This is a genomic window from Ruegeria hyattellae (assembly GCF_041537925.1).
Taxonomy (GTDB): domain Bacteria; phylum Pseudomonadota; class Alphaproteobacteria; order Rhodobacterales; family Rhodobacteraceae; genus Ruegeria_C.
This window is the reverse complement of sequence record NZ_JBGOSH010000003.1, coordinates 104,890-128,335: the sequence shown is the minus strand read 5'-3', so window position 1 is coordinate 128,335 and position 23,446 is coordinate 104,890. Positions and strand designations below refer to the sequence as shown.

Here is a 23,446-nt window from a genome sequence, read left to right as displayed (position 1 = left end):
TGATGTTCACGCTCGGAGATTCTAACGGCATAACGTGTCGAAAGCAGGTCAGCCCAAGCTGAAGCCTGTGACAGGAAAAGGAACTTGCATGCCTCACGTTTCGATTGAGTTTTCGACTGGCCTTGAGCAGACCTTCGACATCCAAGCGCTATGCGAGCGGTTGTTTGTGGTTCTTTCAGAGCAGGACGTTTTCGATCCGCCGACCATAAAAATTCGCGCAAAACCAGTCGAGTTCTTCCGGATCGGGACCGACCCTCAGACATTTGTCCATGCTACACTCTTGTTGATGGAGGGTCGCGATGAAGTCACCCGGACGCGCCTCAACCAGACGATAGTTGAGGTTGTTTCTCAAGCGATGCCTGAGGTCGGAAGCATAACCGTTCAAGACTTGGAGATGACCCGCGCGTCTTACGCCAAGCAATTGCAGTAAGAACCGCTGGCAATGCCAGCACCTTGATGAGGGTTATGCATTTGAGACCAATTTGCTTGGGTTCCTCGCTCCGGGAAAGTGCGCGCGCATCTTTGGTTAAGGACCTTGCCGGTCTGGGCCTGTGCCTTTAGTAGGGCCGGAGCAAGGAGTTTCCCAATGTCCGATGACCGCCTGATTGTCGCCCTTGATGTCCCCGATGCGCTGGCGGGGCTGAAGCTGGCCGAAGAGATCGGCGATGCGGTGTCGTTCTATAAGATCGGTCTAGGCATGCTGACCGGCGGCGGGCTGGCCCTTGCCAACGAGCTGAAACAGGAACATGGCAAGCGCATTTTTCTGGACATGAAGCTGTTCGATATCGGCGCGACGGTCGAAAACGCGGTCCGGGGTCTGGCGCAGTTCGATCTGGATTTCCTGACCGTGCATGGCGACCCCTACGTGGTACGCGCCGCCAAGGAAGGCGCGGCGGGCAAGGACCTGAAAATCCTTGCCGTCACTATCCTTACCTCGCTGGACCGGGCCGATCTTGACGGCGCGCTGCTGAAACCGGGCGCGGTCAGCGACATGGTCGTCGAACGCGCCGCAAACGCCTTCGCGGCGGGTGCGGATGGCGTCATTGCCTCGCCACAGGAGGCAGCGGCGATCCGCGCGTTGCCCGAGGCCGAAGGGCGTCTGATCGTGACGCCGGGCGTGCGCCCCGCCTGTGCCGACCTGGGCGACCAGAAACGGGTGGCGACACCGGCGAATGCGGTGGCGGATGGTGCCGATCACATCGTGGTCGGACGGCCGGTCTGGCAGGCGGAGAATCCGCAGCAGGCGGTTCTGGATATCCTTTCCGAACTCAACAGCCCGCAAGCCCAAAAGCCCAATCGCTGACCGGCCTACCCACCAAAGTATGATGTGCCCGGAAAGGCACATTCTCGAGGCCTATTTGCACCTCCTGCAATAATCTGCTTGGGAATTCCGGAATTCTGGGTGACTCTCAGCTTGAGACACTCCCCAACGGACCTTCATCTTCCTGTGGTTCGTTACCTCCCCCCGCCAGCTTCGCGGGGGGTCTTTCTTGAGAGGGGTCAAAACGGCGGGCCAATTCGCCCTGTCTGCGTCTCTGTCAGGTAGTCCTGCAGCCGTGTCTTGAACAGGGAAATGCCTTTGGGATGTGATAGATAGGCCTCCGGCGCCATCAGGCGCCAGCTTTGCCCTTCACTCCCTAGCCGAATGTCGGCAATCCGCTGTTTGCCCAGCCGCGTGACAAAGAACCAGTTGGGACCGTATCGCCGCGACCAGATCAAATCGCTTGCCGACAGGGACAGGTTCACCTCTTCCCGCGTTTCCCGCAGCGCGCAGGCTTCGGGCGTTTCGTTGCCTTCCCTGCCGCCGCCGGGGAAATCCCAGCAACCCGGATAGGGGATATGGGCATAGTCGTCGCGCTGGATGACAACCAGGTCCGGGCCCAGAAACAGGGCCAGTTTTGCACCACGAAAACTAGACATTGCGTTCCCACCTTTGCTAACCGAGCCAAACTGACACGGGAAAAGGCGCGCGCCAACATCTTCCACTGTTGCGCGGACAAGAGTAGGTTGCGCCCATGCCTGCCCTGTGCCGAGATTGCCTGTCCGTGCTGGAAACCCAACGTCGCTGCCCGAACTGCGGCAGCCCGAGGGTCAAGGTGCATCCCGAGCTTTTTGATCTGACCATTGCACATATGGATTGCGACGCTTTCTACGCATCGGTCGAAAAGCGCGACAATCCCGAACTTGCCGACAGGCCGGTGATTATCGGCGGCGGCAAACGGGGCGTTGTCTCAACCGCCTGTTACGTGGCGCGCATCCGGGGGGTCCGGTCGGCGATGCCGATGTTCAAGGCGCTGGCGCTCTGCCCCGATGCGGTGGTGATCAAGCCGCGCATGTCGGCCTATGCCGAGGCTTCGAAACAGATCCGTGCGATGATGGATGAACTGACGCCGGTGGTCGAACCGCTATCGCTGGACGAGGCGTTCATGGATCTCGGCGGCACCGAACGGCTGCATGGCGCGCCGCCCGCACTGATGCTGGCGCGTCTGGTGAAGCGCATGAAGGATGAACTGGGCCTGACCGGATCGATCGGGCTGAGCCACAACAAGTTCCTGGCCAAGGTAGCGTCGGATCTCGACAAACCACGCGGGTTTTCGGTGATCGGCAAGGCCGAGACGGCGGCGTTCCTGCACGACAGGCCCGTCCGGTTGATCTGGGGGATCGGCCCGGCTGGGCAGGAGTCGCTGGAAAAGGCCGGTATCCGCACCTTTGCCGACCTACTGCGCTGGGATCAGGAGGCGCTGACCGCACGCTTCGGATCGATGGGCTACCGTCTCTGGCATCTGGCAAGGGGGCAGGACAAGCGCCGGGTATCGGCCCATGATCCGATCAAGTCGATAAGCAACGAGACGACGTTTTTCGAAGACACTGCAAATCCGGATGTGCTGGACGGGCATTTGTGGCGGATGGCCGAAAAGGTCTCGGGCCGGGCCAAGGCGCGCGAGCTGGCAGGGCGCGTGGTGACGCTGAAGCTCAAGCAATCGAACCACAAGATTCTGACCCGCCGTGTGTCGCTGCGCGACGCCACCCAGATGGCGGATACGATTTATCGACAAGCGCGGGCGTTGTTCGATCAACTTGGCGACCGTGGTCCGTACCGGCTGCTGGGCTGTGGGCTGTCGGATCTGTGTTCCGAGGAAGAAGCCGACAAATCCGGCGATCTGCTAGATCCCGGCGCCACGCAAAGATCGGGGGCCGAGCGGGCCACGGATGATATCCGCAGACGGTTCGGCTCGGATGCGATCGTCAAGGGCCGCGCTCTGCGGTGATTCAGTCTGCGCCGGGGTCTTGCAGGTCAAGCACGCGGTAGGCCTCTACCGGATTGGCGATCCCTTTCAACGTCAGGCCTCCCACCGGCTCCACCGACAGATGGCCCTCGACATCCATGAAGGCCCGCTGGCTGATCAGAATCTCGTCTTGCGCTGCGGCGTCGCACAGGCGTGAGGCAATGTTCACCACGCCGCCCACGGCAGTGTAATCGGCGCGCCCCTCGCGGCCAACCAGCCCCATTGTGGCGTGACCGCTGGAGATACCCAGCCCGATCCCCACCGCGTGGCCCATGCGCCGCCAGGGTGCGCAGATCTCAGCAAACTCTGCTCGGATTTCCAGCGCCAGTCTCACCGCGTCACCGACCGGCGCATCACAGGGGACTGGATCGTTGAAATAGATCATAAGCCCGTCGCCCGAGCGAAACCCGATCGTGCCGCCGCTGGCGGCCGCCAGCGCGCCGCTGCGGTCGTGATAGCGTTGCAAGATATCGATGACGTCTTCGGGGTCCAGCGCCTCGGACAGGGCCGTGAAATTGCGGATGTCGCAGAACAAGCAAGCGATATAGCGGCGATGGGTGCGCAGCAGATCCTCGCGCCCGCCATCGACCACCGCCTGCGCGATCTGCGGCGCAAGAAACTCCTTGAGCCGTTCAAGCCGTCCGATCTGACCGGCCTGCCGCTCGACTTTGTTTGCCAGCCGGGCATTCAGCTCGGAAATCTCGGCGGTCTGGGACCGGACCTTGCGGTTGAGCACGCGCAGCAGGAGGTTCTGGTTCATCAGCGTGGCGATGATGAGCAGTACATAGGCCAGGGCCTCGAACCGATGATCGTAGTGAAGGTAAAGCGTTGCGATCAGCACGATATTGGCAAGACCTGCGACGACAAGGGGCAGGGCGCTGCCATGCCGGTCGCGGTCCCGGAACACAAACCCAGTGGCGACAAGGGCCAGCGCCCACATTAGCACCGCCTGCAAATGCGGATTGAAGGCCATGCCCTCGATCCCGAACAGCGCCTCCAGCACCACTCCGACATAACAGGTCACAAGCGAGGCAAAGGCGGCAATCGTCGCAGCCCCGCCTGCGGACATACCTGCACGCACCCCCACCGCCGCGCCCTCGGGGGCGCTGGTTGTCGCATTGCCGGTCATGGTCTGTCGGGATTTCAAGATCGCCCCCTGACTTCAGATCAGGTTAGGCCGGAACGGGCGCATAGGTCAAAACTGTGCTGTGCTGATTATTCTGCCGCCAATTGTGTCCTGTCGGTTCCGATGGCTGCGATATCGGCGATCACGCCACGCAGGACGCGGCGAAACGCGGCGAATTGGTGATTGGGGCGGATATGCGTCTCGTCCATGTAAAGCGAACGGTCGATCTCGACCTGGATGGCATGTTGCTGACGCGACGGGCGGCCATAGGTCTGAGTGACATAAGCGCCGGCAAAAGGCGTGTTGCGTGACACGGTCAGACCTGCGGCGGTGAACGCCGCTTCGACCTGATCGACGATATGGCTGCCGGCGGAAGCGCCAAAACGGTCGCCCAGAACGATCTCCGGTCGCGGCTGCCCGCGCCGGGTGATACCATCCAGCGCTTCGCGCGGCATCGAATGGCAATCGACCAGAATCGCCTGACCGAAGCGGTCGCGCGAGCCTTCCAGCAGCGCCTGCAACCGTGCGTGATAGGGGTGCCAGTGACACTCGATCCGGCGCTGCGCCTCGCGATAGGGCAGCTTGCCGCGATAGATCGCCCGTCCATTGGCAACGACACGGGGAATGACCCCCAGACCCGAGGTGACACGCGGATTGTGGCCCTGCCGCCTGGCGCCTTCGATCACCGCCGGGTCCAGTTCGTCCACACCGCGATTGAGGTCGATGTAGGCGCGTGGAGCCGCCGCCTTCAGCAACGGCGCGCCAAGATCTGGTGCCGCATCAAAAAGAAGGTCGACATAGGCATCCTCGGAAGACCGAATCGCGTGTCGGTCCAGTACCGACTGTCGCAAGAAGTCCAGGGAATAGTCGCTGCCGCTATGCGGAGAGGCAAAAACGACGCAGGACGAGCGGAATTTGGGCTCGGAAAGGTAATATGCTGTGTCGTTCATCGGCGCTCCTTGTTACCGAATACATAAACCGTAAAAGAGTTCTTTCAAAAGCCCTTGATCCCCCCGTCGACTCCTTTTATAGACCCCGCTACCGGCGCGGGGTTCCGCGCCCCATTTCGTTATGGGGCAGGGTTCGCAAAGGTTCGTGGGCGGTTAGCTCAGCGGTAGAGCACTTCGTTGACATCGAAGGGGTCACAAGTTCGATCCTTGTACCGCCCACCATCGTTTCACTGTTTCGGGTCTGACCCGGGGCACCCGCTAACCCAGGCGCTGGCCATTCCTTGAAGAAGGCGCCGCAGATTGGAGACAGGCCATGAAGGTCAAGAACTCGCTCCGCTCGCTGAAGAACCGGCACCGTGATTGCCGGGTCGTGCGTCGCAAAGGCCGCGTCTATGTGATCAACAAGACGCAGCGCAAGTTCAAAGCGCGCCAGGGCTGAGCCCCTCGCACATTGAATAAAAAGGCCGCGCCTTCGGGCGCGGCTTTTTTGTTTTCGGGCGGAATTGTTTTGATGTTTGCGCGAAAGTCGCCAAGCATCAGAGCACAAATTGCTGCCCAACGAGGACCGCATGAGCGCCAAGCCGAACGTTATCCTGATCCTTGCCGACGACCTGGGCTTTGCCGATCTTGGCTGCACCGGCTCTGAAATCCGCACACCCAATATAGATACGCTGGCCGAAAATGGCAGTTTGCTGACCGCCATGTATAACTGCGCCCGTTGCTGTCCGACGCGCGCGTCGCTGCTTACCGGGCTATATCCGCATAATGCGGGGATCGGGCATATGGGGGCCGATCTGGGCACGCCGGCCTATCAGGGGTATCTGCGCAATGATGCGGCCACCATCGCAGAACACCTGCGCGCGGCGGGCTATCGGACCTGCATGTCGGGCAAGTGGCATGTCGGCGGGGATTTCATGGCCCGCGAAGTCGACTGCTGGCGCGTGGGCGATTTGGACCATCCAACGCCGCGGCAACGCGGGTTTGACCGATTCTACGGCATCGTAGACGGGGTCACGCATTTCTTTTCGCCGCATTACATGCTGGAAGATGACAGCCGGGTCGAAACCTATCCCGACGATTTCTATTTTACCGACGCCATCACCGACAAAGCGATCGGGATGATCGAGGAAGCGGTTGATCTGGAGCAACCGTTCTTTCTCTATCTTGCGCATACCGCCCCTCATTGGCCCTTGCACGCGCATTCCGACGACATTGCCCGGTATGACGGAGTTTACGACCGGGGCTGGGATGCGGTTCGGACCTCCAGGCATGAAACCATGAACGCGATGGACCTGTTTCAGGCCAACTGGCAGATCAGCCCGCGTGACCCGGATGTGAGGCCTTGGAGCGCCGAGGTAAACCGTGATTGGGAAGCGCGCAAGATGGCGACCTATGCCGCCATGGTCGACCGGATGGATCAGTCTATCGGGACTCTGATCGCCGCGTTGAAACGGATGGGTCAGTTCGAGGATACGCTGATCTTGTTTCTCAGCGACAATGGCGGCTGTGCCGAATTCATGGCCGAAGATGGTTGGGCCAAGTTTTTCCCCGACATCACCCATGACGGGCGCAAGATCGAAATGGGCAACCGCCCGGATGTGATGCCCGGCGATGCGCAGACCTACCAGAGCTATGACAAGCCCTGGGCCAATGTCTCGAACGCGCCATTCCGGCTGTTCAAGCACTATGTGCACGAGGGCGGAATCTCGACCCCGCTAATCGCGCATTGGCCCGAGGGTTTCGGGCCGCAATCGCCGCGCCATGCACCGTGTCATGTGGTGGATATTCTGCCGACTATCCTGGAAGCAACCGGAACATCGCATCTGCCGGAACTCGGCGGCCATCTCTTGCAGACTCCGCAGGGTGAAAGCCTGTTGGGGGCCTTGCGCGGCGCGGATTGGCACCGCGAGCAACCGATCTTTTTCGAGCATGAGGGGAATTCGGCCATTCGTCTGGGCCAGTTCAAACTGGTACGCCTGCACGGGCAGGATTGGGAACTCTATGACATTGAAGCGGACCGCACTGAATTGAACAACCTCATCACAGGAGAAAAGAAGCGTGCCCGTGCGCTGATCCAGCAATATCAGGACTGGGAAAAAAAGACCGGTGTGCTGGATTGGAATGTTGCCCTGCCTCGCCTGCTGGCAGCCTGGGATATGGACAACGCGGAAGGTTAGCGCACACCCAATTGTCCAAGTAAAATTGTCGGATTTGCTTGCATCCCTAGAAAAATCGTTTAATTGAGCAAATCAGTCGGGAACTTCCCGTGCGCTGATTTTTCTGGAGCACAACATGCTGAAATCTTCATCTGCCATTGCCGCCGCGCTGTTCGCGGCGATGACCTCCGCCGCAGCGGCCGAGGGCGAACTCAACCTCTACTCGTCGCGTCACTACGACACCGATGAGCGTCTCTATACAGATTTCGAAGAGGCGACTGGCATCAAGATCAACCGGATCGAAGGCAAGGCCGACGAGCTGATCGAGCGGATGAAGGCCGAGGGCGCGAACTCTCCGGCGGATGTGCTGCTGACCGTCGACACCTCGCGTTTGGAGCGCGCCAAGGATGCAGGCGTTCTGCAATCCATCGACAGCACCGTTTTGGAAGACCGTATCCCGGCGAACCTGCAGGACAGCGACAACCAGTGGTACGGTTTCTCGCAGCGTGCCCGCATCATCTTCTTTGACAAGAACGACATTGCAAGCCCACCGATGACCTATGTCGATCTGGCCAAGCCCGAATACAAGGGCATGGTCTGCCACCGTTCGTCCTCGAATGTCTACAGTCAGACCCTGTTGGCCTCCGTGATCGAGAACCATGGTACCGAGGCCGCGAAAAGCTGGGCGCAGGGCATGGTCGACAACTTTGCACGCGACCCGCAGGGCGGCGACACCGACCAACTGCGCGGGATCGTTTCGGGCGAATGCGAGATCTCGGTTGCCAACACCTATTATTTTGCGCGCGCGCTGCGCAAGGATGTCAAAGGCCTGACCCCGGATATTGAAATGATCGGCTGGGTGTTCCCGGCGCAGGATGCCGAAGGCGCGCATATGAACCTTTCGGGCGGCGGCGTTGCGGCGCATGCGCCGAACAAGGACAACGCGGTTCTGTTCCTGGAATACCTCGCCAGCGATCAGGCGCAGCAGTATTTCTCGGCCGGCAATGACGAATTCCCCGCAGTTGACGGTGTTGCGCTGGCTGAATCGGTGCAGAAACTGGGTGAGTTCAAGGCAGACGAAGTTGACCTGTCCGCCGTCGCCAAGAACGTTTCCGAGGCCCAGAAGATCTTCAACGAAGTTGACTGGAACTAAGCCCCTTCTTAAGGATGCAAACGGCGCGGGTCATTGGCCCGCGCCTTTCTTTTTTGCAAAGACCTGCTGCGACATTGCCCGACGGCGGGAAAGCCTGATAGTGTCGTTCCAATACCAGCAAATTGGAGCGTCGGGTCGTCCGATATAGAACTGTCATGGCGAAGGCGTGTGTTCTGATTTCCGACATCACCGGCAGCACCAAGCTGTATGATAGCGTCAGCCAGCGCGAGGCGCTGGATCAGATCAGTTTGGTTCTGACACGTATGCGCACCATCATCGAAGCGCATCAGGGTCGTTGCGTGAAATCGCAGGGCGACGATACTCTCAGTTTCTTTGCACATCCCGATCAGGCTTTTCTGGCCGCCAAGCAAATGGTCGAAGAGGACTGGTCGCATGGCATGTCGGTCCATGCGGGCCTGTTCTTTGGCGAGATCCTGAGCATGGACAACGACATTTACGGCGATGCGGTGAACACTTCAGCCCGGCTGGCCGCGCTGTCCAAATCCGGAGAGCTTCTGATCGGTGACGAGGGGTATGACCGGCTGTCACCTGGTCATCAGGCGCATTTTGTGTCGATGGGTGGTCTCAAGCTGAAGGGCAAGAAAGAGGCCACGCGGGTCTATTCCTATATGGCCAGCCAGATCGCTACCCAGACCGTCGTGTTCGGCGCGACCGGGCCACAGATCGGGCGGCGTACTGAGAGCGCCGAGATAGCAGCAAATGGCCAGAGCTGGTCGATCAGCGAAGGCGAGAGCCTGACAGTCGGTCGCTCCGAGGATTGCGACATCACCTTGTCGCATGGTTGGATTTCACGGCAGCATGGCAAGCTGGAGCTGAGGGGCGCGCAACTGGAATACACCGATCACAGCTCCTCGGGCAGTTCGGTGCTGACCTCGGATGGGCAGGAATTCGACGTTCACCGCCGCGCCACATTGCTGAACGGCGAGGGCAGGCTGCTGTTTGGCACACGCGACCGCTCGATCATGGATTCGGCGCTGACCTATGCGACCAACGACCTGATTCCCGACTAAGCGCTATCTGCGTCCGACCTGCCTGCAGATCAGGATCACCGGCAAAAGCCCCACCGCGACAATGACCAGCGACGGAACCGCCGCGCCCTCCAGACGTTCGTCCGAGGCCAGCCGATAGGCCTGCACCGCCAATGTGTCGAAGTTGAAGGGGCGCATGATAAGCGTCGCGGGCAACTCTTTCATCACGTCGACGAAGACGATCAGCAAGGCGGTCAGCAGCGATGGCGTGAGCAGCGGCAGATGCACCCGTCGCAGCGTGCCCAGCGGCGATTGCCCCAGCGATCGCGCGGCCGCGTCAATGTTCGAATGCACCATGCTCTGGCCGCCCTCATAGGCGCTGAGCGCTGCGGCTAGGAACCGCACCATGTAAGCTGCAACCAGCAACCAGATCGATCCTGTGACCAGTAATCCGGTCGAGATGTCGAACGTCGCCCGCATCCACGCGTCAAGGGCGTTGTCGAAAGCGGCAAAGGGCACCATCAGGCCAACTGCGATCACACCGCCCGGCACCGCATAACCAAGCCGCGCCAGATAGGCGGCGCTGGCGCTTTGCCGCCCTGGCTTGACCCGCTTGTAGAACCCGATGCAGGTTGCGGCGGCCACGGTGAGAAACGCGGCGGCCCCGGCTAGGGTCAGCGAGTTTCGGATGAATCCCAGATAGCGCCGCGACAGCAGATCCTGCTCCGAATCCAACCCCATCTCGACCAGCACCAAAACCGGCAGCAGAAACCCGAAGAACACCGGAACCGCGCAGAGCAGAAAGGCGAACAACGCTTTGCCGCCTTTCAACTGCGCGGCGGGGCGCGCGGTCTGGCGCTGGCCTGATTGGTAAAACTTCGATTTTCCACGCTGCATCCGTTCGCTCACCGCTAGTAGCAACGCAAAGCCCAGCAGGCACAGGGCAAGCTGCGCCGCCGCCGCACGGTCGCCCATCGAGAACCAGCTCGTATAGATACCGGTGGCAAAGGTCTGGACTCCGAAATAGGACACCGTGCCGAAATCGGCGATGGTTTCCATCACCGCCAGCAGGACACCTCCGGCAATGGCGGGTCGCGCCATGGGCAGCGACACACGGTAGAAAGCCCACCACGGGCTGGATCCTAGCGCGCGCGCGGCAAGAAACGCAGTCGCACTTTGCTGCAGGAAAGCGGCGCGCGCCAGCAGGTAGACATATGGGTACAGCACCAGGATCAGCATGATCGCCGCACCCTCGGTCGAGCGGATCTCCGGGAACCAATAGTCGCGCGGCCCCCAGCCGGTCACGTGCCTGAGCGTGGTCTGCACGATACCGGGATGATCCAGAATGAAGGTATAGGCATAGGCCAGCACATAGGCCGGAAAGGCCAACGGCAGCACCAGCGCGATCTCCAGCAGGCGCACGCCGGGAAACCGCGTCATGGTCACCAGCCATGCGGCACCTACCCCAAGGCAGAACGTGCCGACCGCCACCAGAGCAACCAGCAACACCGTAGTCCCCAGATACCGGGGCATAACGGTTCCGGCCAGATGCGTGACCGTGTCTGTGCCGCCGGTCAGGGCAGCTAGCACCACGGCCAGCATCGGCAGCAGACAGGCAGCAGCGATACCATAGGACAAAAGGCCCAGCAGCCTTGTGCCCCGCGCATGGCGGTGCCGAGAGCCATTTTCCGAATATTCGATATCTGCCATGCTGTCCGGTCAACAAAGAGGGCGCGCTCAGAAAGACGCCCCGCTTCTATTGGTCAAAACGGCGCAAAACGCCAGAGCGAATGGTCAATCGTAGTTGCGCTGATCCTCGATCACTAACCCGTCTCGGGGCAGGGAACCGGGCGTGACCACCTCGACCGCACCTTTGAGTTTCAGCACTTCGGTCACTGATTTCGCGTAGGCGCGGTCATCGCCTCCGGCGCTTTCGATCTGCACCGTCATCACGTCCATCTCGCCCTGCCGTGCGGCAATGACTCGCGCCTTGACGATCTCGTCATGCTTTTCGACCAGCGCCGCCACCTGCTCGGGGCGCACGAACATGCCCTTGATCTTGGTGGTTTGATCGGCGCGGCCCATCCAGCCCTTGATGCGCAGATTGGTGCGTCCGCAGGGGCTGATGCCGGGCAGGACCGCGCTCAGATCGCCGGTGGCAAAGCGGATCAGCGGGTAATCCGGGTTCAGCGTGGTCACCACCACTTCACCCACGTCGCCGGGCACGACCGGGGTACCGGTGCCTGGGGTAACAATCTCGACGATCACATGTTCGTCGATGATCATCCCCTCCATCGCGGCGCTTTCATAGGCAATATTGCCCAGATCAGCTGTGGCGTAGCATTGCAGGCAGGCGATGCCCCGGTCCTTGTATTCTTGCCGCAGGCTCGGGAACAGCGCCCCGCCGCCAACAGCGGCCTTGGTGAAAGAGAGCGTGACGCCCATCTCATCCGCTTTGTCGAGGATGATTTTCAGATAGTCCGGCGTGCCTGCGTAAGCTGTGCAGCCGATATCGCGCGCAGCCGTCACCTGCAATTCGGTCTGGCCGGTGCCAGCGGGCAACACGGCAGCCCCAACTGCGCGGGCGCCGTTTTCAAAGATCATGCCCGCGGGCGTCAGGTGATAGCCGAAACAGTTCTGCACGATATCGCCCTGCCCGAGGCCCAAAGCATGCAGGAACCGTCCCATCCGCCACCAGTCATGTCCGGTGCCGCCCGGCTCATAAACCGGACCGGGGGACTGGAATATATGGTGAAAACCGTTGGCTGGTTTCACGGTGAAGCCGCCAAACGGGCGCTGAGCCGCCTGTGCCTTTGTCAGATCGGATTTGCGCAGGACAGGCAGGGCCGCCAACGCGTCCATCGACGTGATCGCCAGCGCGTCGACATCAGCAAGCGCCGCCGCATAACCTTGCGCTTTCTGAGCGTGCGCTATCTGCTGCGGCAGCGCCTGCGCCAGATCGGAGGCGCGTTGGTCGGCTGAGCGGGTTTCCAGGTCGTCGAAATGAGTCATGGTCTGATCCCTCATTAGCTCAGCCACCGCTTGCGGCGGCGATAGGAACGCACATCGCGAAAGCTCTTGCGCCCTTCCTCGGACATGCCGAGATAGAATTCCTTGACGTCGGGGTTTTCGCGCAGTTCCGCCGCTGGGCCATCCATTACCACCCTGCCGGATTCCAGAATATATCCGTAGTGGGCAAAGCGCAGAGCCACATTGGTGTTCTGTTCGGCCAGCAGAAACGAAACCCCCTCTTTTTCGTTGAGGTCTTTGACGATGCCGAAAATCTCTTCGACCAACTGCGGCGCAAGCCCCATCGAAGGTTCGTCCAGCAAAATGGTTTCCGGTTTCGACATCAGTGCACGGCCAATGGCGACCATCTGCTGCTCACCGCCCGAGGTGTAGCCCGCCTGGCTTTTGCGGCGCTCCTTGAGGCGCGGGAAATAGGTATAGACCAGCTCGAGGTCCTGCATCATCTGGGCCTTGGCGGCTTTGCGGGTGTAATAACCGGTCAGCAGGTTTTCCTCGACCGTGAGGTGTTCGAAACAATGGCGGCCTTCCATCACCTGAATGACGCCGCGCCGGACCAGATCGGCCGGGTCCGAGCCGTGCACTTCTTTGCCGCGATACTTGACCGAGCCTTTGGTGACCTCGCCGCGCTCGGAATGCAGCAGATTGGAAATGGCCTTGAGCGTTGTCGTCTTGCCCGCCCCGTTGCCACCCAGCAGCGCGGTTATCCCGCCCTTGGGGACGTTCAGGCTGACGCCCTTCAGCACGAGGATCACGTGATTGTAGATCACTTCGATATTGTTGACCTCAAGCAGTGTCTCGGTCTGCACGTCGGTCTGGGTCGCTGTATCCAGCATCAGAGTGTCCTCATGCGGTTATCGGGTCTTGTGGCGGTTGGGCAAGGTGCGGCGGCTAACCGCCGCACCTGTTGGTTCAGCAGTTCGGCGAGATGTTGTTTTCGCCGGCATAGGCACTGGAATCCTCGTCGATCAGCGGACCGATCACGTCACCATCTGTTGCCTTAAACTCGGAGATCATCGACCATGTCTTGTTGGCCGCATCCCACTGGGTCACACCCACAAGGGCGTCCCCGCCGTGGTTTTTACAGTTCACCGAGAATGTCGGGCCGAAATTGGGCAGACCCAGCTCGGCCATCTTGGCCTCAGTGATTTCCAGCGCCTCCATGCCATCGCGCATCTGCGCCGATGTGATGTCGGCGGTGCCGTGGATTTCCTGCGCTTTCTTAGCGGCCTCAGCCGCCAGCATCGCCGCATAGAGACCCCGGTTATAGAGAACCGTGCCAACCTGATCGCCTGCGCCCGCAGCCTTGCCTGCATCGACAACGTATTTCTGAATGTCATCGAAGACCGGGAAGTCGGTGCCCACATTGTGGAAGGTCAGCGCCTTGTAACCGTTCGCCGCATCGCCTGCAGGTGTGACGTCATGTTCAGCGCCGGACCACCAGACGCCGATGAAGTTCTCCATCGGGAACCGAATATTGGCCGCTTCCTGAACTGCAACCTGGTTCATCACGCCCCAGCCCCACATCAGCACATAGTCTGGCTTGTCACGGCGGATTTGCAGCCATTGCGACTTCTGCTCCTGACCGGGATGGTCGACCGGCAGCGCCACCAGCTCAAACCCGTGCTTTGCAGACAGTTCTTCGAGAGTCCGGATCGGTTCTTTGCCATAGGCTGAGTTGTGATAAACCAGCGCGATCTTCTTGCCGTTCAGGTCGCCACCATTCTCGTCCAGCAGGTAGTTCACCGCACCCGATGCACCGTCCCAGTAGTTGGCGGGATAGTTGAAGACGTGGCTGAACACGTCGCCATTCTTGGCCGAGGTCCGGCCGTAGCCCATTGAGTGGATCGGAATGTCGTCAACCGTGGCCTTGGGGATCAACTGATAGGTGATGCCGGTCGAAAGCGGCTGATAGACCAGCGCGCCTTCGCCTTTGGTTGCCTCGTAACACTCGACACCTTTTTCGGTGTTATAGCCGGTTTCACATTCCGGCACGCTTGTCATGACGCCGCCAATGCCACCGTCGCGCTCGTTCAGCAGGGTGAAGTAATCGGCATAGCCGTCAGCAAAGGGAATGCCACCCGCCGCATAGGGCCCGGTGCGATAGCTGAGCGACGGAAAGACAAGATCCGCCATGGCCGGTCCGGCGGCCATCATGACGCCCAGCGCCAATGTGGTAAGTTTGGTTTTCATCGGTTGGTTTCCTCCCTGGTATTGTCCGATGTTTCTGCGCCCCGGTTTCGGTTGGGGCCGTCTGTAGGGCGGGGCCCGCACCCCGCCATCGTATTAATGCGGGAACGGCCACAGCCGCAGTTTCTCTTTCGCCACGCGCCAGAGCTGCGCCAGCCCGTGCGGCTCGAGGATCAGGAACAGGATGATCAGCGCACCAACGATGACCAGCTGCAAATGTGCCACGATATCGGTGGGCCAGCCCAGCATGTCGGCCCCTACGACCTTCAGCACCACAGGTAGCAGCACAAGGAACGCCGCCCCCGCGAAAGACCCGAAAATAGACCCTAATCCGCCGATAATGACCATGAAGAGCACCAGGAATGATTTCTGGATGCCAAAGACCTCACCTACTTCGACCGCGCCCAGATAGATCGCGAAGAACAACGCACCCGAGATGCCTACGAAGAACGAACTTACGGCAAAGGCTGTCAGCTTGGCCTTGAGCGGGTTCACCCCGATGATCTCGGCCGCAATATCCATGTCCCGGATCGCCATCCAGGATCGACCGGTCGTGCCCCGCGTGAGATTGCGCGCGATCAGCGCACAGATGCTCAGGAAGATCAGGCAGAACAAATAGGTGGCCCAGGCCGGCGCATTGGGGCCGGTGATGATGATTCCGAATACATCGCGTTCCGGGGAATTGATCTGGCCCGAGGCCGAGTAGTTGTAGAACCAAGGCACCCGGTTGAAGAGCCAGACAAGAAAGAACTGCGCGGCTAGCGTGGCCACCGCCAGATAGAACCCTTTGATCCGCAGGGATGGCAGGCCGAACAGAACGCCCACCAGCGCGGTTATCCCTCCCGCCAGAAGCACGTGGATGAACATGCTGACATCCGGGAAGGCGGTCATCAGCTTGTAGCAGGCATAAGCCCCCACCGCCATGAACCCACCGGTACCCAGGCTGACCTGCCCGCAATAGCCGGTCAGGATGTTCAGACCGATGGCGGCAATCGCATAGATCAGGAAGGGCAGCAGGATCGCGTTCGCCCAATAATCGTTGATCAGGAAGGGCACCACACCAAACGCCACCGCCAGCACCACGTAATACCGATAGCGGTCAAAGCGGATGGGAAAGGTCTGGCTGTCCTGGCTGTAGGAGATCTTGAAATCGCCGGCTTCACGATAGAACATGTCTTATTTTTCCCATTCCTGCTGCGCTCGCTCGCGGGCAGCGGCGTCCAGTTGGTTAGTGCGTTTGGCATAGCCGCTCACCTCGGAGGCACGCGCGAGCTTCATGTAGGCGAGTATTCCGGTGACCAACCCGGCAAAGGCGAGCAGCGCGGCGATCACCAGTTGTCCATTGGTCAGATCGTCCGACGTCAGTGCGATATAGCCAAACGCCCAGAACCCGGCCCATGCGATCACGTTGATGATGGCGATCAGCTTTTTCACGTGCCGGTTCCGCTGAATTGAGCGGCCTCCCCGGGCCAGTCATCACCCTGTGGATTCACGAGGCAGAACCGGTGCCCGGTGGGGGCTTCCATCACGATCCAGGTCCGCACCCTTGCCACCTCTGTCGCGCCCAGTGCCTTAAGCCGCTGGCATTCCCCATCGAGGTCATCGGTCTCGATATCCAGATGCACACGCGGTTCATGATCCACCGCCTGCAGCAACACCTTCGGGTAACCCTTATGCCCATCGAATGAGGCATATTTTCCGCGCTCATCCAGTTTGGCCTCTTTGCCAAGCATGGCGGACCAGAATCCGGTGGCCTCGGACAGGTCCTCGGTCTTGCAGTCGATGCAGATCACGCCGATACGGGATTTGTGGCTCATCGCTACACCCTCTCGATGATCTTTTCGCCGAACAGACCCTGCGGTCGGAACACCAGAAAGACCAGCGCCAACACGTAGGCGAACCAGTTCTCAGTGGCACCACCCACCAGCGGCCCGATGGCAAACTCGAACAGTTTCTCTCCAACCCCGATGATCAGCCCGCCCACGATCGCACCCGGGATCGAGGTGAAGCCGCCTAACATCAGCACCGGCAACGCCTTGAGCGCGATCAGCGACAGCGAGAACTGCACGCCCGACTTGGTGCCCCACATGATACCTGCCACCAGCGCGACAAACCCCGCAACCGACCAGACCATGACCCAAATGAAGTTGAGCGAGATGCCCACCGACAGTGCCGCCTGATGGTCATCGGCCACCGCGCGCATCGCGCGGCCCTGTTTGGTGTATTGGCTGAACGCCACCAAAGCGATCACCAGCAGCGCGGCCACGACGGTTGCAACAATGTCGAGATTGTCGATGAAGAACCCATAGCCGAAGATGTTGAACGTGGTTTCGTCAATCCACAGGTTGATGCCCTGCGGCAGGCCCACATCCAGCGACTTGATCTCGGACCCCCACATCAGGTCGGCCACGCCTTCGAGGAAATACGCGAGACCGATGGTGGCCATGAACAGGATGATCGGCTCCTGATTGACCAGATGGCGCATCACGAATTGCTGTACGCACCAGGCCAGCAACACCATCACCGCCATCGTCAGCAGGATTGCGATGGCCGCAGGAACCTGCCAGCCGAAATGGGTGATATGCGCCCCAAAGATCGCGTTGATCAGATGGCTGAACGGTACTTGACCGTTCATGATCCCCACCAACGTCATCGCCGCAAACAGCGCCATGACCCCTTGAGCATAGTTGAAAATGCCCGAGGCTTTAAAGATCAGCACAAAACCCAGCGCGACCAGCGCATAAAGCACCCCGGCCATCAGGCCGTTCAGGATGACCTCCATTGCAAAGACAAGTTGTTCAGGCATTGACGGTCCTCTCCGCAAATTTCCTGGAAGAAATTTGCCAAGAATTCTTGAAAATTCTTGGTTCTCCCGGTCGATCAGTCATGCGACACCCCCAGATAGGCGTCGATAACTTCCTGATTGCCGCGCACTTCATCCGGTGTGCCATCACCGATCTTCTTACCGTAATCCATGACAACGACTCGGTCGCTCAGGTCCATTACAACACCCATATCGTGCTCGATAAGCGCGATGGTGGTGCCGAATTCGTCATTCACGTCCAAAATGAACCGGGACATGTCCTCTTTTTCTTCGACATTCATCCCCGCCATCGGCTCATCCAGTAGCAAGAGCTTCGGCTCGGCCGCCAGCGCGCGCGCCAGTTCCACCCGTTTCTTCAACCCGTAAGGCAGGCGGGCAACCGGCGTCTTGCGGATATGCTGGATCTCCAGAAAGTCGATGATCCTTTCGACCGCCGCTCGGTTCAGGGTCTCTTCCTTCTCCGCGCGCCCTTTCCAGAGCGCCTGCTGAAAGATGTTGGTTTTCATGAAGTTCAGCCGCCCTGTCATCACATTGTCCAGCACGCTCATACCTTCGAACAAGGCGATGTTCTGAAAGGTGCGGGCGATGCCTTGACGAGCTACTTCATAAGGTCTCATTGGCGGGCGTTTCGCTCCCCGGAACCAAACCTCACCTTCCTGCGGAACATAAAACCCGGAAATCACGTTCAGCATCGAGGATTTGCCAGCCCCATTCGGTCCAATGATCGCCCGGATCTCACCCTCGCGAATGTCGAAGGAGATATCCTTGATCGCCACCACACCACCAAAGCGCAGGGTAATGTTGCGCATTTCCATCACTACGCCACCGATCTTGCGACCGTCTTCGGTGACATAACCGTCCGAGGCATCAAGCATGAGCCGATCCTTCGCTTCTCAAGTTATTACGGGATGGCGGGCGGGGCGATGGCCGAAGGTCGAGCGGCGAATGATATCCCATCATTCAGCCGCCATCTTTTGGGCAATCGGCATCACCGCCGCGTCGCGGATGTTAAGCGTTGCACTGATCGATCCCTTGCGGCCATCCTCATAGGTTACTTCGGTCACCGTCGAAACACTGTCCGACCCGTCATATAGCGCCGCAATGATATCGGCGAATTTCTCTTCCACGATGCGACGGCGCACCTTGCGGGTGCGCGTCATTTCGCCGTCATCTGCATCCAGTTCCTTATGCAGCACCACAAAGCGATGCACCTGGCAACCCGACAACATGGGATCCTCGGCAACCGAGCGGTTCACCGTCTCCACATGCTCCTGAATCGTCTCTAACACACGAGAATGCCCCGCCAGTTCCTGATAGGAGGCATAGGCGATGTTGTTGCGCTCGGCCCAATTTCCGACCGCTGTCAGATCGATATTGATAAAGGCGACACACCGGTCGCGGCCATTGCCGAACAGTACCGCCTCGAGGATGTCGGGATAGAACTTGAGCTTGTTCTCGACATATTTCGGCGCAAACATCGCGCCATCGGCCATTTTGCCCACGTCCTTGGCGCGGTCGATGATCCGCAGATGACCTGACCCCTCTTCGATGAATCCCGCATCGCCGGTGGCGACCCAGCCCTCAGCATCCTTGGTCGAGGCGGTGGAGTCGGGGTTGTTGTAATACTCGACAAAAACGCCGGGCGACCGGTAGAATATCTCGCCGCTGTCATCGATGCGGATCTCGACATCAGGTGCAGGCACACCGACAGTATCGGGCCGCACCTCGCCATCGGGCTGTACGGTGATGAACACGGTGGCCTCGGTCTGTCCATAGAGCTGCTTCAGATTGATGCCCAGCGAGCGGTAGAACTCAAAAATCTCTGGCCCGATCGCCTCGCCCGCCGTATAGCCGACGCGGACACGGCCCAGGCCAAGCGTGTCCTTGAGCGGACCATAGACCAGCGCGTTTCCGATGGCATATTTCAGGCGATCCATCAGGGCGACCGGCTTGCCATCCAGGATCAGCCCGCCAACTTTTTTTGCATGTGCCATGAAGTGGTGGAACATCCGCTTCTTCAGCTTGCTGGCGTCCTCCATCCGAATCATCACGCTGGTCAACTGTGTTTCGAACACCCTGGGCGGGGCAAAGAAATAGGTTGGTCCGATTTCGCGCAGGTCGGTGATCATCGTGTCGGCGCTTTCGGGGCAGTTCACGCAGAAACCACACCAATAGGCCTGACCGATCGAGAAGATGAAATCGCCGACCCAGGCCATCGGGAGATAGGACAGGATATCCTCGCTGCTGGTCAGCCCATCGAAATCTGAGGCGTTCTTCGCGCTTTCGATCACATTGCGGTTCGACAGGACCACGCCCTTGGGCTTGCCGGTGGTGCCCGAGGTATAGAGCATCACGCAGGTGCTGTCGTAGTTCAGCTTGTCCCGGCGGGTGTGTAGATCGGTGATCCATTCATCGCGCGCGGCACGGCCCTGATCCTGCACATGGCTGAACTGGTGCAACTGGTGGTGGTCGTATTTACGCATCCCGCGCGGATCGAGATAGATAAGATGCTCAAACTGGTGCAGCTGATCCTGAACCTCGATGACCTTGTCGGCTTGTTCCTGATCGCTGACGATCACAAAACGCGCGCCGCAATGGCTCAGCACATAGACCATCTCTTCGGCCACCGCGTCCTGATAGAGCGGCACCGGCACCGCGCCAACCGATTGTGCGGCGACCATCGACCAATACAGATAGGGTCGGTTGCGCCCGATAATGGCGATGAAGTCGCCTTCTCGTACGCCCAGATTGAGCAATCCCAGCGCCAGCGCCTCGATTTCCTGTGCAGTCTCGGACCAGCTCCAGCATTGCCAGATGCCAAATTCCTTTTCGCGATAGGCCGGGGCGGAAGCAAAGGCTTGTGCATTGCGATGAAGCAGCGCCGGAAGAGAGTGCAAACCCCCGGCAGCCGACTGCGTGTTGTCCAAAACTCTTCTCCTCCCGATCCGGTCGGTTCGATTAACCGGAAAGACCGCTTCTTGCGATTCTGCCCCTATAAGGAACGCCGCAAAATCTCGCGGTCAACTTTTACCTGATGTTTTCCCAATTCTTACGAATTGTAACAGCGCCCCCTCGGCGCCGGTTTGCCCCTGTGCCATGCGGCGATCCGATGCTAGGTCTGTGGCCGGAGGGCGTGTTTTGGATCAGGACGACCAGCGAACCAAACGGATGACGACCGCAGGGTTGAACCTGATCGCGCAGGCGCTGTCGATCTATGACAGCGAGTTGAGGCTGGTGCTGTCGAACCGGCGCTTTCAGGAAATGTTCGATCTGCCCGATCAACTGGTCACGCCGGGCGCCGGGTTTGCCGATACGATCCGCTTTATCGCCGCGAAGGGCGAATATGGCCCGGCCGACGATATTGAGGACCTGATCAAGACCCGCGTCGATCAGGCGCTCGCGTTTGAGCCGCATTATCTGGAACGCGAACGGCCCAACGGGCAGGTGATCTCGATAGAGGGGTCGCCGCTGCCGCAGGGCGGCTGGGTGGCGGTCTATACCGACATCACCCGGACCCGGCGGGTCGAAGAGATGCTGCAATCTCGGTCCGAAGAGTTGTCGGATCAACTGCTGGCCCATGCCGAGGAACTGTCCGCGACCAACCGGCAACTGGCGGCCAGCAACACGGCGTTGGAGGAAACCAAACGTCAATTGACCGAAATCGAAGCACGCACCCGTCTCACGACCGAGATGATGCCGGCGCATATAGCCCATGTGAATGCGAGCGGGCATTACACCTATTCGAACCGGCGGCTCAGCGCGGTGATGCCGGGGCGACCGTCGGACATTCTGGGCCTGCATATCTCGGACGCGCTGGGGCACGACGCCTATGTGCGGATCGAGCCTTATTTGACCGACGCTTATAACGGTGAGAATGCCGTGTTCGAATTTACCGAAAACCACGATTCGCGCCGTATTAGGGTCGCTTTTACCCCTGATCAAAGCGGCGGTGTCTTCATTCTGTCGATGGACATCACTGAAGAAACACAGGCCCGCGTCGCGTTGCAGCAATCGCGGCGGAGGGCGCTGGCCGCTCAAATGACCAGCGGGCTGGCGCATGATTTTTCGAACCTGCTCACCATCATTCTCGGGATGCAGGGTAAGCTGGAAAAGATGGAGCTGTCGTCTGACGCCACCGAGTTAGTGACGGCCACCCAGACCACCGCGCGCCGGGGTGGGCGGCTGCTGAATCGGATTGCCGACATGACCGGAACCCGTACGCCGCGGCCCAAGGCGGTAGATATGGGGGGCATTTTGCAAGACCTTAAACTGCTGGCGACACCGTCACTTCCGCGCGGAGTGGGTCTGTCAGTACTGGACCATACCAAGAGCCAGCTTTTGATGCTGGATCCCGGCATGGTTCAGGACGCGCTGCTCAATCTGGTTCTGAATGCGCGCGATGCCTGCGGAGCGACGGGTCAGATCACCGTCAGCGCTCATTGTATCGGGCGGACCTGGCTGGAAATAGCGGTCACGGATACCGGACCGGGGTTCTCGGATGAGGCTCTAAAAAGAGCATTGAACCCGTTTTTTACAACCAAGGGCAGCGAAGGGTCGGGGCTGGGCCTGTCCATGGTTTATGACACGGTTAAACTGGCAGGCGGTGATCTGCAATTGTCCAATACGCCGGTGGGCGCCAGCGTTGTTGTGCGCTTGCCCCTCCGGGTCGCGCCCGACATGAAAGGCGGTTTGGCGTTGCTGGTCGAAGACGATGACGATCTGCGCGCCGGGTTCCGCGATATGCTGGTCGAACTGGGGCATTCTGTGATCGAGGCGACCTCGGTGGACGAGGCCTGCGCGCTGGTCGCCGATCTGGGCGACATCTCGGTGGTTCTGTCCGACATCCGGCTTGAGGGGGATGCGACGGGGCTGGACCTGATGGAGCGGTTGCCCGCCAATCTGCCCTGCATTCTGATGACCTCGCTCCCCGCGTCTGATCCGCTCTATCACGACGCGATTGCGCGCGCGCCGGTCTTGCGCAAGCCGTTCGGAACCGGTCAATTGGCGGCGCTGATCCACAATGAGGCCCGGACGTGACCAACGCATTGGTGACCATTCTCGACGACGAACCCGCGATCCGCCAAATCCTGACTGACGCGCTGGAAGAGGCGGGTTTTCGGACGCAGTGCTTTGCCCGCGCCCGCGAATTCGAAGCCTCGCTAAAGCGGGTGACGCCGGATCTGTGTCTGGTGGACCTGTCGCTGCCTGACACCGACGGGCTGGCTCTGGTGCATCGTTTGGCGCTTGAACAGGGGGCGGCTGTGATCATCATCTCGGGTCGAGCGCAGGTGCAGGACCGCGTCACCGGGCTGGAACTGGGCGCAGACGACTATATCACCAAACCATTCGATCCGGCCGAGGTCGTGGCGCGGGTGCGTGCGCGTCTGCGCGGGCCGAAAACACCCGCGCCTGCAGGCGAGACGGCGCATTTCAATGGTTGGACGGCTCATTTTGATCGCTACGTACTGGAGGACAGCGATAGTGGCGAAACGCCGTTTTCCCATGCCGAGGGCGAGGTGCTGCGGCTGTTTCTGGAAAGCCCCAAGCGGCTGATCAGTCGCGCTCAGATGCAAGAGGCTCTGGGAGGTGCGGCTAGCGAAAGCTTTGACCGAGCAATGGACGTACGCATTTCGCGGCTCAGAACCAAGCTGCGCGAAGACCCCAAGAACCCACGCCTGATCAAGACGATCTATGGCGCGGGGTATATCTTTCTGGGCGACGTGGAATGGCTCTGACAAAGGCCA

The 23,446-nt window shown here is 60.0% G+C and carries 22 protein-coding genes and 1 tRNA gene; 10 read left to right on the top strand and 13 right to left on the bottom strand.

The features are described 5' to 3' along the window. Window positions 1-88 precede the first annotated feature (88 nt). Window positions 89-430: a 5-carboxymethyl-2-hydroxymuconate Delta-isomerase gene (locus tag AB1E33_RS08075; RefSeq protein ID WP_372576757.1), complete on the top strand. Its 342-nt coding sequence runs from the start codon at window positions 89-91 to the stop codon at window positions 428-430. A 156-nt stretch (window positions 431-586) separates the two neighbouring features. Next, window positions 587-1,303: an orotidine-5'-phosphate decarboxylase gene (pyrF, locus tag AB1E33_RS08070; RefSeq protein WP_372576756.1), complete on the top strand. Its 717-nt coding sequence runs from the start codon at window positions 587-589 to the stop codon at window positions 1,301-1,303. Window positions 1,304-1,500: 197 nt separating this feature from the next. Here the strand turns inward: pyrF and AB1E33_RS08065 are convergent, their stop codons facing one another. After that, the gene (locus AB1E33_RS08065; protein ID WP_372576755.1) at window positions 1,501-1,920 is read right to left on the bottom strand and encodes an NUDIX hydrolase; all 420 of its coding nucleotides are present in this window, start codon (window positions 1,918-1,920) and stop codon (window positions 1,501-1,503) included. Between the two features lie 95 nt (window positions 1,921-2,015). On the opposite strand from AB1E33_RS08065, the gene AB1E33_RS08060 reads away from it, so the two are divergent. Beyond that, the gene (locus AB1E33_RS08060) at window positions 2,016-3,269 is read left to right on the top strand and encodes a DNA polymerase IV (protein WP_372576754.1); all 1,254 of its coding nucleotides are present in this window, start codon (window positions 2,016-2,018) and stop codon (window positions 3,267-3,269) included. 1 nt (window position 3,270) lies between these two features. Here AB1E33_RS08060 and AB1E33_RS08055 read toward each other — a convergent pair whose 3' ends face one another. After that, window positions 3,271-4,434: an adenylate/guanylate cyclase domain-containing protein gene (locus AB1E33_RS08055; protein ID WP_372576753.1), complete on the bottom strand. Its 1,164-nt coding sequence runs from the start codon at window positions 4,432-4,434 to the stop codon at window positions 3,271-3,273. 68 nt (window positions 4,435-4,502) lie between these two features. Next, entirely contained in the window at window positions 4,503-5,363 is an 861-nt protein-coding gene (locus AB1E33_RS08050) for an N-formylglutamate amidohydrolase (RefSeq protein ID WP_372576752.1), read from the bottom strand. A gap of 147 nt (window positions 5,364-5,510) precedes the next feature. On the opposite strand from AB1E33_RS08050, the gene AB1E33_RS08045 reads away from it, so the two are divergent. The 5 genes from AB1E33_RS08045 to AB1E33_RS08025 all read left to right on the top strand — a co-directional run bounded on the left by AB1E33_RS08045 (window position 5,511) and on the right by AB1E33_RS08025 (window position 9,703). After that, window positions 5,511-5,585 (top strand) — tRNA-Val (locus AB1E33_RS08045). 91 nt (window positions 5,586-5,676) lie between these two features. Next, window positions 5,677-5,802 carry a type B 50S ribosomal protein L36 gene (gene ykgO / locus AB1E33_RS08040; protein ID WP_005648635.1) on the top strand — a complete coding sequence of 42 codons (126 nt, stop codon included), beginning with the start codon at window positions 5,677-5,679 and terminating at the stop codon, window positions 5,800-5,802. A 130-nt stretch (window positions 5,803-5,932) separates the two neighbouring features. Then, complete coding sequence (locus AB1E33_RS08035; RefSeq protein ID WP_372576751.1) at window positions 5,933-7,540, top strand: arylsulfatase; 1,608 nt, start codon at window positions 5,933-5,935, stop codon at window positions 7,538-7,540. Between the two features lie 115 nt (window positions 7,541-7,655). Next, window positions 7,656-8,672: an extracellular solute-binding protein gene (locus AB1E33_RS08030; protein ID WP_372576750.1), complete on the top strand. Its 1,017-nt coding sequence runs from the start codon at window positions 7,656-7,658 to the stop codon at window positions 8,670-8,672. Between the two features lie 155 nt (window positions 8,673-8,827). After that, a complete protein-coding gene (locus AB1E33_RS08025) occupies window positions 8,828-9,703 on the top strand; it encodes an adenylate/guanylate cyclase domain-containing protein (RefSeq protein ID WP_372576749.1) in 876 nt (291 codons plus the stop codon). A 3-nt stretch (window positions 9,704-9,706) separates the two neighbouring features. Here AB1E33_RS08025 and AB1E33_RS08020 read toward each other — a convergent pair whose 3' ends face one another. The 10 genes from AB1E33_RS08020 to AB1E33_RS07975 form a co-directional block, all read right to left on the bottom strand. Then, window positions 9,707-11,371: an ABC transporter permease gene (locus AB1E33_RS08020; protein WP_372576748.1), complete on the bottom strand. Its 1,665-nt coding sequence runs from the start codon at window positions 11,369-11,371 to the stop codon at window positions 9,707-9,709. 84 nt (window positions 11,372-11,455) lie between these two features. Then, window positions 11,456-12,673 (bottom strand): phenylacetate--CoA ligase family protein, encoded by a 1,218-nt coding sequence (locus tag AB1E33_RS08015; RefSeq protein ID WP_372576747.1) that lies wholly within the window; start codon window positions 12,671-12,673, stop codon window positions 11,456-11,458. A 14-nt stretch (window positions 12,674-12,687) separates the two neighbouring features. Continuing rightward, window positions 12,688-13,524 (bottom strand): ABC transporter ATP-binding protein, encoded by an 837-nt coding sequence (locus AB1E33_RS08010; protein ID WP_372576746.1) that lies wholly within the window; start codon window positions 13,522-13,524, stop codon window positions 12,688-12,690. A gap of 76 nt (window positions 13,525-13,600) precedes the next feature. Continuing rightward, window positions 13,601-14,881: an ABC transporter substrate-binding protein gene (locus AB1E33_RS08005; RefSeq protein ID WP_372576745.1), complete on the bottom strand. Its 1,281-nt coding sequence runs from the start codon at window positions 14,879-14,881 to the stop codon at window positions 13,601-13,603. A gap of 93 nt (window positions 14,882-14,974) precedes the next feature. Beyond that, complete coding sequence (locus AB1E33_RS08000) at window positions 14,975-16,051, bottom strand: branched-chain amino acid ABC transporter permease (RefSeq protein WP_372576744.1); 1,077 nt, start codon at window positions 16,049-16,051, stop codon at window positions 14,975-14,977. Window positions 16,052-16,054: 3 nt separating this feature from the next. Beyond that, window positions 16,055-16,312 carry a hypothetical protein gene (locus AB1E33_RS07995; protein WP_372576743.1) on the bottom strand — a complete coding sequence of 86 codons (258 nt, stop codon included), beginning with the start codon at window positions 16,310-16,312 and terminating at the stop codon, window positions 16,055-16,057. Next, window positions 16,309-16,695: a VOC family protein gene (locus AB1E33_RS07990; protein WP_372576742.1), complete on the bottom strand. Its 387-nt coding sequence runs from the start codon at window positions 16,693-16,695 to the stop codon at window positions 16,309-16,311. Before AB1E33_RS07990 ends, AB1E33_RS07995 begins: the two co-directional genes overlap by 4 nt. Before the next feature lie 2 nt (window positions 16,696-16,697). Then, the gene (locus tag AB1E33_RS07985) at window positions 16,698-17,684 is read right to left on the bottom strand and encodes a branched-chain amino acid ABC transporter permease (protein ID WP_372576741.1); all 987 of its coding nucleotides are present in this window, start codon (window positions 17,682-17,684) and stop codon (window positions 16,698-16,700) included. Between the two features lie 74 nt (window positions 17,685-17,758). Next, a complete protein-coding gene (locus AB1E33_RS07980) occupies window positions 17,759-18,577 on the bottom strand; it encodes an ABC transporter ATP-binding protein (RefSeq protein WP_372576740.1) in 819 nt (272 codons plus the stop codon). Between the two features lie 81 nt (window positions 18,578-18,658). Beyond that, the gene (locus AB1E33_RS07975; protein ID WP_372576739.1) at window positions 18,659-20,629 is read right to left on the bottom strand and encodes an AMP-binding protein; all 1,971 of its coding nucleotides are present in this window, start codon (window positions 20,627-20,629) and stop codon (window positions 18,659-18,661) included. Window positions 20,630-20,870: 241 nt separating this feature from the next. Here AB1E33_RS07975 and AB1E33_RS07970 point away from each other — a divergent pair, with 241 nt between their 5' ends. Together AB1E33_RS07970 and AB1E33_RS07965 are read left to right on the top strand one after the other, a co-directional pair. Then, complete coding sequence (locus AB1E33_RS07970; protein ID WP_372577261.1) at window positions 20,871-22,739, top strand: PAS-domain containing protein; 1,869 nt, start codon at window positions 20,871-20,873, stop codon at window positions 22,737-22,739. Continuing rightward, the gene (locus AB1E33_RS07965; protein WP_372576738.1) at window positions 22,736-23,437 is read left to right on the top strand and encodes a response regulator transcription factor; all 702 of its coding nucleotides are present in this window, start codon (window positions 22,736-22,738) and stop codon (window positions 23,435-23,437) included. The genes AB1E33_RS07970 and AB1E33_RS07965 overlap by 4 nt, the downstream gene beginning before the upstream one ends. The last annotated feature ends 9 nt before the right edge of the window (window positions 23,438-23,446 follow it).